A 15,525-nucleotide genomic window follows, 5' to 3' on the forward strand; every position below is an offset into this window, starting at 1 on the left:
TCTGGCCCCTGGTGCCGCACTGGAGGCGGTGCCGGGGCCCCGGATGGAGCACCTGCGGCCAGAAGTGGGATTGCGGACGCCCCCCTCCGCACTTCTGGCCCCTGGTGCCGCACTGGAGGCGGTGCCGGGGCCGCGGATGGAGCACCCGCGGCCAGAAGTGGGATCGCGGACTTGACATCGATATATCGATGAGTGCATCATTCGATATATCGACGACAGCAAGTCGACCGTGCGAGAGAGAGCCGCCCGTCAGGGTGACGGCCCCCGCACCCACGAGTTTCGTAGGAGAAACCCATGAACCGCATGAACCTGAACATCCAGATGTCCCACCCACGCCGCGGTGGCCACCCCGGCCGCAACCGCGGGCAGGACGGCCAACCCGGCCACGCTCACCACGGGGGAGCGCGTCGCGGACGCGGCGCCGGCTTCGGACCGGGCTTCGGTCCGGGCTTCGGACCGGGCTTCGGTCCGGGCCTCGGCGAGGGCCGCGGTCCCCGCGGTGACGGTCGAGGCCCGCGCCGCGGTCGCCGCGGTGACGTCCGCCGGGCCGTCCTCGCGCTGCTCGCCGAGGAGCCGATGAACGGCTACGCCATCATCACCGCCGTCGCCGAGCGATCGGAGGGCTCGTGGTCGCCCGGCCCCGGGTCGGTCTACCCGGCCCTGCGGGCGCTCGAGGAAGAGGGCCTGATCGCCCCGGACGAGTCCGACCAGGACGCGCGCCGCAAGGTCTTCGCCCTCACCGACGACGGCCGCGCCTACGCCGAGGCCCACGGCGACGAGCTCGCCCAGGCCTTCGCCGACGCGACCACCCCCCGTCGTGGATTCCGCGAGATGCGCCGCGAGCTCGGCCAGCTCGTGGTCGCCGTCGAGCAGGTCGTGGTGGCCGGCCAGCCGGCCCAGATCGAGGCGGCCCAGCAGGTGCTCGCCGACGCCCGGCGCTCGCTCTACCGCATCCTGGCGGAGGACGAGACCGGCTCCGGGAGCACCGACGCGCGCTCGACGGACTCCGTCGAGTAGTCACCCGTCACCGCGTCCAGGGCCTGCAGGAGTCGCTCCCGCAGGCCCTGTCCGCGCGCGGCGAAGTCGCGCTGCGCGGCGGCATACTCGGCCCGTCCCTGAGGTGTCTCGATGGCGACGGGGTCATGTCCCAGGGCGCTGAGGTCGTACGGCGAGGCGCGCATGTCGAGCTCGCGGATCTCCCGGGCGAGCGTGAAGCAGTCCAGCACCAGGCTGCTCGGTACCGCGGGCGCCAGCTTCATGCACCACTTGTAGAGGTCCATGCCGGCGTGCAGGCAGCCCGGCTGCTCGACCGCGACCTGGTCGGCGCGGGTGGGCTGCAGGAGGTTGAGCGGCCGCGCGGGCGGCGTGTAGAACCGGAACGCGTCGAAGTGGGTGCATCGGATCTGGAGTCCGTCGACCACCTGGTCGGTGCCGTCCGCGCCGAGGCGCAGCGGCCACGCGGCGTGCCGCACGTCGTCGGGGGACTGGCGGTAGACCATCGCCCACTCGTGCAGCCCGAAGCAGCCCAGCTGGGCCGGGCGCTCCCTGGTCGCCGACACGAGCCGCCGCACGAAGTCGACGGTGGAACCGCGCGCGGCGAGGTATGCCGTGGTGTCGAGCCGGCTGCCCCCGTGTCCGTCGTGGGTGTAGAACCGCCACGACCCGCGGTCGAGTGCGGCGGCGCCGGCAAGGACCACATCGGGTCCCGGGTGCCACCGCCGCAGTTGCGACGGCTTGAACGGGTAGTAGGTGAAGAGGAAGTCCTCGACCGGGTGTGGTGTCCCGACCTGGCGCCTGGACCGGTGGCCGGCCGTGAGGTCGTCGACCCGGTCGGCGTGGGCGGCTTCCAGGGCCTGCCACGCCGGCTGGTCGAGGATCGTGGCCGCCATGGGCACCAAGGCTAGGCGGTCCCCGCCGGTGGCCCCGACCCTGCCGGTGTCCCCGACGACCCTGGCAACACGGCAGTTGCGTCGCGTTCCGCCCAGCTACATCTGGTCGAAAGGTGACGCAACTGCCGTGTTGCGTGGTGAAGGGGTGGGCAGGCGGTGGGTGGACCGGCGGTCACGCGCGGGCGGTGGCGTCGTGCAGGACGCGGTCCCAGTCGTGGTCGAGGTCGCTGAAGGCGATGGTTGAGTCGACTCCGTGCGGTGCGTGGGGGAGTGACCAGGTGCGGCGGTGGTGACGCTCGAGAGCGAAGACCAGAGCAGTGACGAAGGCGATGAGAACGATGATTTCCATGTCTGTAATCATGCGCCCAACTGATTCCAGACACGAGTGGCAAAAATGACGCGGGCAACAAGTTTTCTGCCATACTCGTGACATGGCCCTTTCCACCGTCGCTGCGCTCGTCACCGATCCCGTCGCCATGTTCGAGACCGCCATCGCGTGCGAGGTCTTCGGGCTCGACCGCACCGACGACGGCGTGCCGCCGTTCACGTTCATGATGTGCGGCGAGACCGCCGGCGTCCCCGTGCCCACGACCAGTGGCGGCGCCCTCACTCCCACCCACCAGTGGCAGGACGCGCTCGAAGCCGACCTCGTGGTCATGCCCGCGGGAGGCGTCCGTGACACCTACCCCGAGGAGCTGCTCGACGTCATCCGTGGCGCGCACGCCCGCGGGGCCACCATCCTCTCGATCTGCACCGGGGCCTTCGTCCTGGGGGAGACGGGGCTGCTCGACGGCCTGACCGCCGTGACGCACTGGCGCTACGCCGAGCAGTTCGCCGCACGGTTCCCGCGCACCCAGGTCTCCATGGACGTCCTCTACCTCGACCAGGGCCAGATCGTGACCGGCGCAGGCACCGCCGCCGGCATCGACGCCGTCCTGCACATCGTGCGTCGCGAGCTCGGGTCGACCGTCGCCACCCGCATCGCCCGGCGCATGGTGGTGCCACCTCAGCGTGACGGTGGTCAGCGGCAGTACGTCGAGGCGCCCGTGCCCGAGACGGACTGCGAGAGCATGCAGCCGGTCCTCAACCACATCGCCGAGAACCTCGACGCTCCTCACACGGTGCCCGACCTCGCGCGCCTCGCGATGATGTCCGAGCGCACGTTCGCTCGACGGTTCGTCGCCGAGACCGGCACCACGCCGCACAAGTGGATCGTGCAGCAGCGGGTGCTCCGGGCACGTGAGCTGCTCGAGTCGACCGACCTGCCGGTGGAGTCGGTGGCCTCGCACAGCGGCTTTGGTTCAGCGGCCCTGCTGCGCACCCACTTCCAGACCGTCGTCGGCACCTCACCGCAGCGCTACCGTCGCGAGTTCTCCCGCGCCTGAGGCAACCTGCCCGCTCCGGTGCCGGATAGGGTCAACGGGTGCGCATCGCGAGATACACCACTGGTGAGGACCCGGCATACGGCATCGTCGAGGGGGAGCCGGGGCGCGAGGTCATCGCCCAGGTGCAGGGTGACCCGCTCTACCAGCCAGTGGTGCTCACCGGTGAGACCGTGCCGTTGGAGGACGCCCGGCTGCTCGCGCCGGTCATCCCGCGCAGCAAGGTGATCGGCATCGGTCGCAACTACGCCGACCACGCCAGGGAGATGGGTGGCGAGGCACCGGAGCAACCGATGATGTTCCTCGTCCCCAACACCGCGGTCGTCGGCCCCGGCGACCCGATCGTCATGCCCTCCGGCTCCGAGGAGATCTCCTACGAGGGCGAGCTCGCCGTCGTCATCGGGAGGATCGCCAAGGACGTGCCCCGGGAGAGGGTCCCCGAGGTCGTCTACGGCTACACCTGCGCCAACGACGTGACCGCCCGCGACTGGCAGCGCGGCGACGGACAGTGGGCCAGGGCCAAGGGCTTCGACACCTCGAAGCCGCTCGGTCCTTGGATCAGCACCGACCTCGACGTGTCGGACCTGCGCATCCAGAGCCGGATCGACGGCGAGACCCGTCAGGACGGCCGGACCGCCGACATGATCTTCGACGTGGAGACGCTGGTGTCCTACGTCAGTGCCGCCTTCACCCTCCTGCCTGGTGACGTGATCCTCACCGGCACCCCGGCCGGCGTCGGCCTGGTCGAGCCGGGGCAGCGGGTCGACGTCGAGATCGAGGGCATCGGCACGCTCACCAACACCTTCGTGCGCCGCTGAGGCGGGTATGCCGCGTGGCCGGCCACGCGGCATACCTCGCCCCTCGGCGTGGTCCCTAGAATCGGGGCACCATGACCGAGAACCCCAGCTCCGCACCCCGTCTCCGCGTCGCGCCGTCGCCCACCGGCGACCCGCACGTCGGCACCGCCTACATGTCGCTGTTCAACCTGGCCTTCGCGCGACAGCAGGGCGGGTCGTTCGTGCTGCGCATCGAGGACACCGACCGGGCACGCTTCCGCGAGGACAGCGAGGCGCAGGTCTTCGAGACGCTGCACTGGCTGGGGCTGCAGTGGGACGAAGGCCCGGACGTCGGTGGGCCGTTCGCCCCCTACCGCCAGTCCGAGCGGCTCGACACCTACCGCCCCTACGTCGAGCGGCTGCTGGCCGACGGTCGCGCCTACCACTGCTGGTGCTCGACCGAGCGGCTCACCGAGATGCGCGAGATGCAGCAGAAGCTCAAGCAGCCCACCGGCTACGACCGGCTGTGCCACGGCAAGACCCGCGAGGAGCGCGCCGAGCTGCCCGGCTTCAACGAGACGCCCGTCGTGCGGATGCTCATCCCCGACGACGTCGAGCTGAGCTTCGACGACCTGATCCGCGGCCGGGTCTCGGCCCCACGTCCGGACGACCAGGTCATCCTCAAGGGTGACGGTTTCCCGACCTACCACCTCGCCGTCGTCGTCGACGACCACGAGATGGGCATCACCCACGTGGTGCGTGGCGAAGAGTGGATCTCCAGCACCCCCAAGCACATCCAGCTCTACAAGGACCTCGGGCTCGAGCCGCCGGCCTTCGCCCACATGCCACTGCTCCGCAACGCCGACAAGTCCAAGATCTCCAAGCGCAAGAACCCCGCCGCCCGTCTGACCTGGTTCAAGGAGCAGGGCTACCTGCCTGAGGCGCTGGTCAACTTCCTTGCGCTGCTTGCCTACCCGCCGAAGGAAGGGGCAGACGGCGAGGACGTCGAGGTCTTCACCTTCGACGACTTCAGCAAGGACTTCGACTGGCGCAAGGTCAACCCGGTCGGGCCGATCTTCGACCTCAAGAAGCTCGACTGGCTCAACGGCGTCCATGTCCGCGGGCTCGACGTGGGCGAGCTGGCTTCGCGGCTGCTGCCGTTCCTCGAGGCCGACGGGGTCCTCGACGACAACCCCAGCCTCGGGCAGCTCGCCCGGCTGCGGAAGGTCACCGAGCTGATCCAGACCCGCATGGTGCTGCTCACCGAGGCGACAGCCCTGGTGCGGCCCTTCTTCGTCGGCGACGACGAGATCGAGGTGGCCGAGGACGCCCGCGCCCAGCTGAAGGACGACTCGGGTGCGGTGCTCGCCGCCGCGACCCGGGCGCTGGAGGACGTCGACGACACCAGGTCGGGGGTGCTGGGCTCCGAGACCGGGTGGACCGCTGCGGCGATCGAGGCCGCACTGCGCGCGGCGATCGTCGAGGACATGGGGATCAAGCCCAAGTTCGCGTTCGGACCGCTGCGCACCGCGGTGTCCGGCCAGCGGATCAGCCCGCCGCTGTTCGAGTCGATGGAGATCCTCGGCAAGACGTCCACGCTGGCGCGGCTGCACCGGCTCGCCGACCAGCTCGCCTGAGGATCTCGCCGACCCGGTGGGGCGCCTGACGGCCGATTTGGGAACGTGACCGGGGGGCCGGTAGTATCGCGTCTCGGTTCACTCCCATGAAGGCCTCCGGGCGCGCTGGAAGTGATACCCCCTTGGGGTATGGTGTAATTGGCAACACTACGGTTTCTGGTACCGTCATTCTAGGTTCGAGTCCTGGTACCCCAGCTCAGGCGCAAGCCCTTGTGGCACACGCCGATTCGGAGAAATCCACCACCTGCCGGTATGGTTCTCTCCGCTGCCCGGACACTGCGAAGTGCACGAGCAACCAGCTAGGGCCCCGTTGTGTAGCGGCCTAGCACGCCGCCCTCTCAAGGCGGTAGCGCGGGTTCGAATCCCGTCGGGGCTACCAGCAGAAGCCTCCGTCCACGGACGGGGGCTTCGCTCATGTCCGGGCTGTGGCCCGTGTCCGGGCCGAGTGGCGGCGACCTGGCGGGCCGAGCTGCTCACGTGCTCCTCGCCACGCACGGGTATGCCGCGTGGCCGGGTCGGCCACGCCGGATACCCTCGTCGTGTGGGGGCCCTGCGGGCCGCTCAGGCGTGGTTCTGCTGCTGCTGCTGCGCGTGGTGGCGGGCCAGGACCTCGGTGAGCTTGTTGGCGCCCGCGATCACGGTGGCCGCGTGCAGCCGCCCGGGCTGGCGCGAGAGGCGCTCGATCGGGCCGGAGATGGACACGGCGGCCACCACGCGGCCCGACGGCCCGCGCACGGGTGCGGACACCGAGGCGACGCCGGCCTCGCGCTCACCGACGCTCTGGGCCCAGCCGCGGCGGCGGACGCCGGACAACGTCGTCGCCGTGAACTTCGCGCCGTGCAGGCCGCGGTGCAGCCGGTCGGGCTCCTCCCAGGCGAGCAGCACCTGGGCGGCCGACCCCGCCAGCATCGACAGGGTCGCGCCGATCGGGATCGAGTCGCGCAGCCCGACCGGGCGCTCGGCTGCCGACACGCAGATGCGGTGGTCGCCCTGGCGGCGGAACAGCTGTGCGCTCTCGTTGGTGTGGTCGCGCAGCGCGCCGAGCACCGGCCCGGCGGCGGCGAGGAGGCGGTCCTCGCCCGCGGCGGCGGCCAGCTCGGCGAGCCGCGGGCCGAGCACGAACCGGCCCTGCAGGTCACGCGTGACGAGGCGGTGGTGCTCGAGGGCCACGGCCAGCCGGTGGGCCGTGGGGCGGGCCAGTCCGGTCGCGGTGACCAGCTGGGCGAGGGTCGACGGACCGGCCTCCAGGGCGCCCAGGACGATGGCTGCCTTGTCGAGAACGCCGACTCCACTGGTTGTGTCCATGGGATGATATTGACGTCTCATTCGATGAGACGCAAATCCGTGGGCGTGTCCAGCGTGCGAACCTCGGACTGCAGCACAACGCCGTGCTCACGACAGGGCACGGCCAAGCCGCGCCCGAGATGGGCCGCAACCAGGACAAGAAGGTGGAAGACGTGTCGGGAACGCTGGCCGAGAAGGTCTGGGATGCGCACGTCGTGCGGCGCGCCGAGGGCGAGCCGGACCTGCTCTACATCGACCTCCACCTGATCCACGAGGTGACCTCCCCGCAGGCCTTCGACGGGCTGCGGCTCGCGGGTCGGCAGGTGCGTCGACCCGACCTCACCCTCGCCACCGAGGACCACAACGTCCCGACCACTCCGGGTCCGATTACCGACCTGGTGAGCAAGACCCAGGTCGACACCCTCCGCCGCAACTGCGAGGAGTTCGGCGTCCGGCTCTTCCCGATGGGTGACGCCGAGCAGGGCATCGTCCACGTGGTCGGTCCGCAGCGCGGGCTGACCCAGCCCGGGATGACCATCGTCTGCGGCGACTCCCACACCTCGACGCACGGCGCCTTCGGGGCGCTGGCCTTCGGCATCGGCACGTCCGAGGTCGAGCACGTGCTGGCGACCCAGACGCTGCCGCTCAAGCCGTTCAAGACGATGGCCGTCAACGTCGAGGGCGAGCTCCAGCCGGGCGTGACCGCCAAGGACATCACCCTCGCCGTCATCGCCAAGATCGGCACCGGGGGAGGGCAGGGCTACGTCCTGGAGTACCGCGGCAGCGCGATCCGCGCCCTCTCGATGGAGGGCCGGATGACGGTGTGCAACATGTCGATCGAGGCCGGCGCCCGCGCCGGCATGGTCGCGCCCGACCAGACCACCTTCGACTACCTCCAGGGGCGCGAGCACGCGCCGACCGGCGCCGACTGGGACGCGGCCATCGCCGACTGGAGCACCTTGCGCAGCGACGACGACGCGGTCTTCGACCTCGAGGTCGACCTCGACGCGACCACGCTCACACCGTTCGTCACCTGGGGCACCAACCCCGGGCAGGGCCTGCCCCTCGGCGAGTCCGTGCCCGACCCCGAGACGATGGGCGACGACAACGAGAAGGCTGCCGCCCAGCACGCCCTCGACTACATGGGGCTGACCGCAGGCACCCCGCTGCGTGAGATCCGGGTCGACACGGTGTTCGTCGGTTCCTGCACCAACGGCCGCATCGAGGACCTGCGCGCCGCCGCCGAGGTCGTGAAGGGCCGCAAGGTCGCCGACGGGGTGCGCATGCTCGTGGTGCCCGGCTCCGCGCGCGTCCGCCTGCAGGCCGAGGAGGAGGGCCTCGACCAGGTCTTCACCGCGGCGGGTGCCGAGTGGCGGCTGCCCGGCTGCTCGATGTGCCTGGGCATGAACCCCGACCAGCTGGCCCCCGGCGAGCGCAGCGCCTCCACGTCGAACCGCAACTTCGAGGGCCGCCAGGGCAAGGGCGGTCGCACCCACCTGGTCAGCCCGCTGGTCGCCGCGGCGACCGCGCTGCGCGGCACGCTGTCGAGCCCGGCCGATCTCGTCGACGCCACCTCCGAGGGGAGCCACTGATGGACGCCTTCACCACCCACACCGGCGTCGGGGTGCCGCTGCGCCGCAGCAACGTCGACACCGACCAGATCATCCCCGCCGTCTACCTCAAGCGGGTCACTCGCACCGGGTTCGAGGACGGCTTGTTCGCGGCCTGGCGCAGGGACGACACGTTCATCCTCAACAACCCCTCGTATGCCGCCGGGTCGGTCCTCGTCGCCGGCGCGGACTTCGGGACGGGCTCGTCCCGCGAGCACGCGGTCTGGGCGTTGATGGACTACGGGTTCCGGGTCGTCCTGTCGTCGCGGTTCGCCGACATCTTCCGTGGCAACAGCGGCAAGCAGGGGCTGCTCACCGCGCAGGTGGCCCAGGACGACATCGAGCTGATCTGGAAGTACCTCGAGAACGAACCAGGTGCCTCGGTCACCGTCGACCTCGTCTCCCGGACGGTGACGGCCGGTGACATCGTCGCGCCGTTCGAGGTCGACGACTACACCCGTTGGCGGCTGCTCGAGGGACTCGACGACATCAGCCTGACCCTTCGCCACGAGCAGGACGTGACGGAGTTCGAAGCCCACCGACCGGCCTACAAGCCCTCCACGACGGTGGCCTGAGCGGCGCGGCGCGCCGAAGCAGGGGAAATTACCGAAAGTCACCGTCCGGCAGCCACCGGCACGGCCCCTGGCGCAGCGTCGCAGGGGCCGTGACGCTTCCCGGGCCCGATCCGTCGGGGCAGCCGCCAAACGAATGACGTTGACTGCCAACGGGTTTCGCACGTTCGCGTCTGGTCGGTGACGTCGCCAGGCGGCCTGTGCGCTGCGCGGTCAGTGGCGGCCAGGAGCGACCCAGCGGTCCCGCAATCCGTTGCGACACAACAGATCGGGGCCCGAGATGGTGGACTCGCACGCGCAAGCGCCCTAACGTCGGACCCAAGTCGGGCATCGGCTCGGCCGCTCACCTAGTCGGACTAAGGGGTCCGACGTCACCAACCCTGTGGAGGGGAAGACGTGAACAAGGCAGAACTGATCAAGGAGCTGGAGAGTCGCCTCGGCAGCCGCAAGGCCGCCAGCGATGCACTGACGGCCGTCGTGGACGTGATCATCCGCGAGGTGGCCAAGGGCGGCAGCGTCGCCATCACCGGCTTCGGAACGTTCGAGCAGGCCGCCCGCGCAGCCCGTACCGGCCGCAACCCGCGCACCGGTGCCAGCGTGAAGATCAAGAAGACCGTGGTGCCGAAGTTCCGGGCCGGCTCGGCGTTCAAGGACGTCGTGAAGAACCCGCGCTCGCTGCCCAAGGCCGCCGTCGCAGGCGCCCGGGCCGCTGCGGGCACCGCCACGAAGGCCGCTGCGGCCGGAGCGAAGAAGGCCGCGCCCGCCAAGAAGGCGGCACCGGCCAAGAAGGCCGCACCCGCCAAGAAGGCCGCACCCGCCAAGAAGGCCGCACCCGCGAAGAAGGCGGCACCCGCGAAGAAGGCCGCACCGGCCAAGAAGGCCACTGCGAAGAAGACGGCACCGGCCAAGAAGGCGGCACCCGCGAAGAAGGCCGCACCGGCCAAGAAGGCGGTCGTGAAGAAGGCGGCACCGGCCAAGAAGGCGGCACCCGCGAAGAAGGCCGCACCGGCCAAGAAGGCCACTGCGAAGAAGACGGCACCGGCCAAGAAGGCCGCTCCCGCCAAGAAGGCGGCACCGGCCAAGAAGGCCGCGACCAAGCGCGCAGCCAAGAAGGCCTGAGCCACGCAGCACGATCACGGAGGCCGGCACCCCCTCGGGGTGTCGGCCTCCTGACGTGTGCGGGATGCTTGGCCCATGGCAAACATCCTCACCGTGAACGGCGGCGTGCCCCTGGTCGGCGACCTCGAGGTCAGGGGCGCCAAGAACCTGGTGTCGAAGGCCATGGTGGCGGCCCTGCTCGCCGAGGCGCCCTGCCGGCTCCGTGGGGTGCCGGAGATCTCCGACGTGAAGATCGTCTCGGGACTTCTCGAGCTGCACGGCGTGAAGATCGACTCGACCGACCGCGACGGCGAGCTGTTGCTCGACCCGACGAATGTCGAGCAGGCGCACGTGGCCGACATCGACGCACACGCGGGCTCCTCGCGGGTGCCGGTGCTGCTGTGTGGTCCGTTGCTGCACCGCCTCGGCGAGGCGTTCATCCCCGACCTCGGGGGGTGCCGGATCGGCGAGCGCCCGATCAACTACCACCTCGACGTCCTGCGGCAGTTCGGTGCCGACGTCCAGAAGCGCCCCGAGGGGCTGCGTCTCACCGCACCCGAGGGGCTGCGCGGCACGCGGATCAAGCTGCCCTACCCGAGTGTCGGCGCCACCGAGCAGGTCCTGCTCACCGCCGTGCGCGCCCAGGGCGTCACCGAGCTGCGCAACGCCGCGGTCGAGCCCGAGATCCTCGACCTCATCGCGGTGCTCCAGAAGATGGGCGCCATCATCAGCGTCGAGACCGACCGCGTCATCAAGATCGAGGGCGTGGACCGGCTCGGCGGCTACGACCACCTCGCCATCCCCGACCGGATCGAGGCCGGGTCGTGGGCCTGTGCGGCGCTCGCGACCAAGGGTGACGTCTACGTCAGGGGTGCGCAGCAGCTCGCGATGATGCCGTTCCTCAACGTGTACCGGAAGATCGGGGGTGACTTCGACATCGACGACGAAGGCATCCGGTTCTGGCACGCCGGCAAGCCGCTGAACTCCCTCGTGCTCGAGACCGACGTGCACCCCGGTTTCATGACCGACTGGCAGCAACCGCTGGTGGTCGCCCTCACCCAGACCACCGGCCTGTCCATCGTCCACGAGACCGTCTACGAGAACCGGCTGGGCTTCACCGAGGCGCTCGGCGAGATGGGCGCCCACATCCAGATCTACCGTGAGTGCCTCGGCGGCTCACCCTGCCGGTTCGGGCGGGCCAACTTCCAGCACAGTGCCGTCATCTCCGGGCCGACCCCCCTCAAGGGCGCCGAGATCACCGTGCCCGACCTGCGCGGCGGCTTCAGCTACCTCATCGCCGCGCTCGCTGCCGAGGGGCAGTCGAAGGTGCACGGGATCGAGCTGATCTACCGCGGCTACGAGCGGTTCTCCGACAAGCTCGACTCCCTGGGTGCCGACTACGAGGTCGGCTGAGCCCGCACGGGCCCGACCGGCTCAGCCGATCGTCTGGTCGTCGCCGATCCCCACGATCCACATCCGGTCGATGTCGGTGCCGGTGCCGAGGTCGACGCTGAGCCGCTGTCCGACGCGCAGGTGCCGCAGCGCGCTGGTCGCGAACACGGCCGCACTGAAGTGCACCTCGCGGCCGTCGTCGAGCAGCGCCGAGCCGGCGCCGGTGGACTCGTCGAAGGTGTGCACGCTGGCCTGCATGGGCGGCAGCGTATCCGGGGACCCAGCCAGCACGCCCGCGGTCGCCGGCCCGACCCCGAGGCCACGCGCCTCCCGCAGGGCCCGGTCGTCGTCGACGTCCGTGCGCAGTCGGGGCAGGTCGAGCTCGAGCCGGTGGTGGCCGGCAGCCTCGTGACGGGCCGCGGAGCCGTCCCCGAACGCCGGGACCAGGTCCGCCCCGTGGCGGGCCGTGAGGAGCACCGTGCCCGTGCCGGAGGCGTCGGGCACGACAGCCAGCGGGTATGCCGCCGCGGCCCCGAGGGCCGAGGTCAGGTCACCTGCCTCGAGTGCCGGCAGGTCGCCGAGCAGGACCGCGACCGGCGTGCTCGGTGAGCCGGCGACGGCGTGGTCGCGCCCTGCCACCACAGCAGCGTCGAGACCGGCGCCGGGGTCCGCCACGACGACCGTGCCGAGCCTTCGGGCGACCTGCCGCACCCGCTCGTCGGAGGTCACGACGAGCACCCGGCCCGACGGCATACCAGAGCAGACGGCGGTGAGGCAGTCGGTCGCCAGGGCGAGGGCCAGGTCTTCGCGCGCGACCCCGGGCGGCGGGTGCAGGCGCGTCTTCGCACCCGCGCCCCCCTTGACGGGGACGACGAGCCGCCAGTCCAGGGGGGTGGTCATCAGCACGATCGTCCCAGTGCTGGCGCGCTGTCTCGACACCGACCCCGCGAGCCGAGAGGATGCTCACTCACACGCACCCGTCGATTTGGAGACCACGTGAGCGCCCGCGGCGCACGAGCTCTGCCCTTCGCCTACCGGTTCGCGGTGGCGATCCTGCGTCCCGTGCTCATGGTGCTGACCAAGCGTGACTGGCGGGGAGCGCACCACCTGCCCGCCCAGGGCGGTTTCGTGGCCGCGCCGAACCACCTGTCCTACGTCGACCCCCTGTCGTTCGCGCACTTCCTCGTCGACAACGGCCACCCGCCCTTCTTCCTCGGCAAGGAGGGCGTCTTCCGCATCCCCGTCGTGGGCGCGATCCTGCGCGGCGCCGAGCAGATCCCCGTCTACCGCAACACCGGACAGGCCGCCGACGCCTTCCGGGCCGCCGTCGCGGCGGTCGAGAGCGGCAAGTGCGTCGCGGTCTACCCCGAGGGCACGCTCACCCGCGACCCCGACATCTGGCCGATGGTCGGCAAGACCGGGGCCGCTCGCATCGCCCTCGCCACCCGGTGCCCCGTCATCCCCGTGGCCCAGTGGGGCCCCCAGGATATGCTCGCCCCCTATGCCAAGCGGCTGCGGATCTTCCCCCGCAAGACCATGCACATCACCGCCGGCCCACCGGTCGACCTCAGCGACCTCTACGACCAACCGGTCACCGGTGCCCTCCTGCGCCAGGCGACCGACCGCATCATGGCAGCCATCACCACCGAGCTCGAGACGATCCGTGGCGCCCAGGCCCCGGCCGAGCGGTTCGACTCGCGCAAGCACGGCCTGCCCGAGACCGGCAAGTTCCGCCGCACCCAAGGAGATGGCGCATGACGACCGCTGCGGTGTTCGGGACGGGCAGCTGGGGCACCGCGTATGCCGCGGTGCTGGCCGACGGCGGCACGACGGTCCGCATGTGGGGGCGCCGCCAGGCGGTGGTCGACCAGATCAACGCGGGGAGCAACGAGGACTACCTGCCGGGCATACCCCTGCCGGCCGGGATCACCGCCACCACCGACCCCGCCGAGGCCACCGACGGCGCCGACATCGTCGTGCTCGCCGTGCCGTCGCAGACCCTGCGCGCCAACCTCGCGGACTGGGGTGGGGCGCTGCCCGGTGACGCGGCGATCGTGTCGCTGATGAAGGGCGTCGAGCTCGGCACCACCAAGCGGATGAGCGAGGTGATCGCGGAGGCCGGCGGCGTGGAACCCGGTCGCATCGTCGTCGTGTCCGGCCCCAACCTGGCCAAGGAGATCGCGCTCAAGCAGCCCGCTGCGAGCGTGGTCGCCTGCGTCGACGAGACGATCGCGGGCAGGGTCGCCGAGGCGTCCAACCCGCCCTACTTCCGGCCCTACACGACCACCGACGTCGTCGGCGCCGAGCTCAGCGGTGCCGTCAAGAACGTCATCGCGCTCGCCGTCGGCATGGCCGAGGGCCTGGGCATGGGCGACAACTCCAAGGCCTCGATCATCACCCGCGGCCTGGCCGAGACCTCGCGGCTCGGGATGGCGCTCGGCGCCGACCCGGTGACGTTCTCGGGGCTGGCCGGCGTGGGCGACCTCATCGCGACCTGCATGTCACCGTTGTCGCGCAACCGCACCTTCGGGTTGAACCTCGGGCGCGGCATGAGTGTCGAGGAGGTGGTCGCGGTGACCAAGCAGACCGCCGAGGGCGTGAAGTCCTGCGAGTCGATCCTGCAGCTCGCCCACGACCACGGCGTCGAGGTGCCGATCATCGAGCAGGTGGCCGCGGTCGTGCACGATGGCCGTCGCGCCGAGGACGTCGTCGGAGCCCTGATGGGCCGGGCCCTGAAGAACGAAGCCCACTAGGGGCGCAGCGCCTGGTCGAGGTCGCGCCAGAGGTCCTCGACGTCCTCGATGCCGACCGAGAGCCGCAGGAGGTTGTCGGGCACGGTGGCGGGCTCGGCGGGGTGGCGGCGACGGCGCTCGATCTGGGACTCGACGCCACCGAGGCTGGTCGAATGGGTCCAGAGGTCGGTGGCCGCGGCGACGCGCTCGGCACCGGCCCCGCCGCCGGGGACCTCGATCGCGATGATCGCGCCGAAGCCCGGGTACCGGGTGGTGTCGACGTGGGCGTGGCCGGCGAGGCGCTCGGCCAGCTCGCGGGCGTTGGCGGTGGCGCGCTCGAGGCGCACGTGGAGGGTGCGCAGACCGCGCAGTGCCAGCCAGGTCTCCATCGGTCCGGCGATGCCGCCGTGCAGCAGGCGGGCCGTGGCGAGCCGGGCGGCGAGCTCCTTGCCGGCGTCGGTCGAGGGAGTGACCAGGGCGCCCAGGATGACGTCGGAGTGACCGGACAGGTACTTGGTCACCGAGTGGAGCACCACGTCGGCGCCGTCCTCCAGGGGTCGCTGGACCAGGGGAGTGGCGAAGGTGTTGTCGCAGACGGTCAGCGCGCCGGTCTCGCGGGCCATCGCGGCCAGCGCACGGATGTCGGACACCTCGAGCATGGGGTTGGTCGGCGACTCGACCCAGAGCATCGCGGCGCCCTGCAGCGCGTCGCGGACCTGCTCCTGGTCGGTCGGGTCGACCCGGCGCACCACCGCGGCACCGCTGGTGGCGAGCTGGTCGAGGAGAGCGGTCGTGCCGTTGTAGGCGTGCGACGGGACCACGACCGCGCCCCCGTGGGGCACCAGGGTGAGGGCAGCCGACACGGCGGCCATGCCCGAGGCGAAGACCAGGGCGTCGCCACCCTCCAGGGCGCCGAGGGCCTCTTCGAAGGCCGACCACGTGGGGTTGCCGCCGCGCGCGTAGTTGACCGGGCCGTCCGCGACATAGGTCGAGGTGAACTCGAGGGGCGCGTTGACGTTGGCCCCCGGGACACGGGGCTGGCGGCCCAGGGCGACGACACGGGAGGCGGGGGACAGGTGCTCGTGGCTCACGCCGCCAGCGTAGGCGGCGGCCACGCGTGCCGCGGGCGGTGCCCGGTCGGTGGGCGGGATAC

General features: G+C 71.1%; 15 protein-coding genes and 2 tRNA genes. 12 read left to right on the forward strand and 5 right to left on the reverse strand.

Annotation, left to right across the window (positions count from 1 at the left end):
- Window positions 1-294: 294 nt before the first annotated feature.
- Window positions 295-1,017 (forward strand): PadR family transcriptional regulator, encoded by a 723-nt coding sequence (locus BLQ34_RS01665; protein WP_197674754.1) that lies wholly within the window; start codon window positions 295-297, stop codon window positions 1,015-1,017.
- Here the strand turns inward: BLQ34_RS01665 and BLQ34_RS01670 are convergent.
- Together BLQ34_RS01670 and BLQ34_RS18645 are read right to left on the reverse strand one after the other, a co-directional pair.
- On the reverse strand, window positions 945-1,889 hold the full coding sequence (locus tag BLQ34_RS01670; RefSeq protein ID WP_091780615.1) for a 3-methyladenine DNA glycosylase: 945 nt from the start codon (window positions 1,887-1,889) through the stop codon (window positions 945-947). The genes BLQ34_RS01665 and BLQ34_RS01670 overlap by 73 nt on opposite strands.
- A 172-nt stretch (window positions 1,890-2,061) precedes the next feature.
- Window positions 2,062-2,238, reverse strand: coding sequence for a hypothetical protein (locus tag BLQ34_RS18645; RefSeq protein ID WP_157692849.1), 177 nt, complete (start codon window positions 2,236-2,238; stop codon window positions 2,062-2,064).
- Between the two features lie 82 nt (window positions 2,239-2,320).
- On the opposite strand from BLQ34_RS18645, the gene BLQ34_RS01675 reads away from it, so the two are divergent.
- From BLQ34_RS01675 to BLQ34_RS01695, 5 genes are all read left to right on the forward strand, one after another.
- Entirely contained in the window at window positions 2,321-3,274 is a 954-nt protein-coding gene (locus BLQ34_RS01675) for a GlxA family transcriptional regulator (RefSeq protein WP_091780617.1), read from the forward strand.
- 38 nt (window positions 3,275-3,312) lie between these two features.
- Window positions 3,313-4,089, forward strand: a complete 777-nt coding sequence (locus BLQ34_RS01680) for a fumarylacetoacetate hydrolase family protein (protein ID WP_091780620.1) — start codon at window positions 3,313-3,315, stop codon at window positions 4,087-4,089.
- Between the two features lie 71 nt (window positions 4,090-4,160).
- Window positions 4,161-5,684, forward strand: coding sequence for a glutamate--tRNA ligase (gene gltX, locus BLQ34_RS01685; RefSeq protein WP_091780623.1), 1,524 nt, complete (start codon window positions 4,161-4,163; stop codon window positions 5,682-5,684).
- 123 nt (window positions 5,685-5,807) lie between these two features.
- Window positions 5,808-5,879, forward strand: a tRNA-Gln gene (locus BLQ34_RS01690).
- Between the two features lie 108 nt (window positions 5,880-5,987).
- Window positions 5,988-6,063: transfer RNA gene (locus BLQ34_RS01695), tRNA-Glu, on the forward strand.
- Window positions 6,064-6,245: 182 nt separating this feature from the next.
- On the opposite strand, the gene BLQ34_RS01700 is transcribed toward BLQ34_RS01695, so the two are convergent.
- A complete protein-coding gene (locus tag BLQ34_RS01700) occupies window positions 6,246-6,989 on the reverse strand; it encodes an IclR family transcriptional regulator (RefSeq protein WP_056922488.1) in 744 nt (247 codons plus the stop codon).
- A gap of 152 nt (window positions 6,990-7,141) precedes the next feature.
- Between BLQ34_RS01700 and leuC the strand changes: the two genes are divergently transcribed.
- The 4 genes from leuC (at window position 7,142) to murA (ending at window position 11,661) form a co-directional block, all read left to right on the forward strand.
- A complete protein-coding gene (leuC, locus tag BLQ34_RS01705) occupies window positions 7,142-8,560 on the forward strand; it encodes a 3-isopropylmalate dehydratase large subunit (RefSeq protein WP_197674820.1) in 1,419 nt (472 codons plus the stop codon).
- Window positions 8,560-9,153 carry a 3-isopropylmalate dehydratase small subunit gene (gene leuD, locus BLQ34_RS01710; protein ID WP_091780631.1) on the forward strand — a complete coding sequence of 198 codons (594 nt, stop codon included), beginning with the start codon at window positions 8,560-8,562 and terminating at the stop codon, window positions 9,151-9,153. Before leuC ends, leuD begins: the two co-directional genes overlap by 1 nt.
- A 393-nt stretch (window positions 9,154-9,546) precedes the next feature.
- Window positions 9,547-10,269 (forward strand): HU family DNA-binding protein, encoded by a 723-nt coding sequence (locus BLQ34_RS01715; protein ID WP_091780634.1) that lies wholly within the window; start codon window positions 9,547-9,549, stop codon window positions 10,267-10,269.
- A gap of 75 nt (window positions 10,270-10,344) precedes the next feature.
- Window positions 10,345-11,661: a UDP-N-acetylglucosamine 1-carboxyvinyltransferase gene (gene murA, locus BLQ34_RS01720; protein WP_091780638.1), complete on the forward strand. Its 1,317-nt coding sequence runs from the start codon at window positions 10,345-10,347 to the stop codon at window positions 11,659-11,661.
- A 21-nt stretch (window positions 11,662-11,682) separates the two neighbouring features.
- Here murA and cofC read toward each other — a convergent pair whose 3' ends face one another.
- Window positions 11,683-12,540: a 2-phospho-L-lactate guanylyltransferase gene (gene cofC, locus BLQ34_RS01725; protein WP_091780640.1), complete on the reverse strand. Its 858-nt coding sequence runs from the start codon at window positions 12,538-12,540 to the stop codon at window positions 11,683-11,685.
- A 96-nt stretch (window positions 12,541-12,636) separates the two neighbouring features.
- Here cofC and BLQ34_RS01730 point away from each other — a divergent pair, with 96 nt between their 5' ends.
- Entirely contained in the window at window positions 12,637-13,398 is a 762-nt protein-coding gene (locus BLQ34_RS01730; RefSeq protein WP_331712517.1) for a lysophospholipid acyltransferase family protein, read from the forward strand.
- Window positions 13,395-14,393 carry an NAD(P)H-dependent glycerol-3-phosphate dehydrogenase gene (locus BLQ34_RS01735; RefSeq protein ID WP_091780643.1) on the forward strand — a complete coding sequence of 333 codons (999 nt, stop codon included), beginning with the start codon at window positions 13,395-13,397 and terminating at the stop codon, window positions 14,391-14,393. Before BLQ34_RS01730 ends, BLQ34_RS01735 begins: the two co-directional genes overlap by 4 nt.
- Here the strand turns inward: BLQ34_RS01735 and BLQ34_RS01740 are convergent.
- Window positions 14,390-15,463 carry a trans-sulfuration enzyme family protein gene (locus BLQ34_RS01740; protein ID WP_231961393.1) on the reverse strand — a complete coding sequence of 358 codons (1,074 nt, stop codon included), beginning with the start codon at window positions 15,461-15,463 and terminating at the stop codon, window positions 14,390-14,392. The genes BLQ34_RS01735 and BLQ34_RS01740 overlap by 4 nt on opposite strands.
- Window positions 15,464-15,525 lie beyond the last annotated feature (62 nt).

It is taken from the genome of Pedococcus dokdonensis (assembly GCF_900104525.1).
In the GTDB taxonomy this organism is placed as follows: domain Bacteria; phylum Actinomycetota; class Actinomycetes; order Actinomycetales; family Dermatophilaceae; genus Pedococcus; species Pedococcus dokdonensis.

Bases quoted from the DNA above. Each gene is read 5' to 3' on its own strand.
- BLQ34_RS01670 (WP_091780615.1), bottom strand. From the start codon at position 1,889: ATGGCGGCCACGATCCTCGACCAGCCGGCGTGGCAGGCCCTGGAAGCC.
- BLQ34_RS01700 (WP_056922488.1), bottom strand. From the start codon at position 6,989: ATGGACACAACCAGTGGAGTCGGCGTTCTCGACAAGGCAGCCATCGTC.
- cofC (WP_091780640.1), bottom strand. From the start codon at position 12,540: ATGACCACCCCCCTGGACTGGCGGCTCGTCGTCCCCGTCAAGGGGGGC.
- murA (WP_091780638.1), top strand. From the start codon at position 10,345: ATGGCAAACATCCTCACCGTGAACGGCGGCGTGCCCCTGGTCGGCGAC.
- BLQ34_RS01735 (WP_091780643.1), top strand. From the start codon at position 13,395: ATGACGACCGCTGCGGTGTTCGGGACGGGCAGCTGGGGCACCGCGTAT.
- gltX (WP_091780623.1), top strand. From the start codon at position 4,161: ATGACCGAGAACCCCAGCTCCGCACCCCGTCTCCGCGTCGCGCCGTCG.
- BLQ34_RS18645 (WP_157692849.1), bottom strand. From the start codon at position 2,238: ATGGAAATCATCGTTCTCATCGCCTTCGTCACTGCTCTGGTCTTCGCT.
- BLQ34_RS01665 (WP_197674754.1), top strand. From the start codon at position 295: ATGAACCGCATGAACCTGAACATCCAGATGTCCCACCCACGCCGCGGT.
- BLQ34_RS01675 (WP_091780617.1), top strand. From the start codon at position 2,321: ATGGCCCTTTCCACCGTCGCTGCGCTCGTCACCGATCCCGTCGCCATG.
- leuD (WP_091780631.1), top strand. From the start codon at position 8,560: ATGGACGCCTTCACCACCCACACCGGCGTCGGGGTGCCGCTGCGCCGC.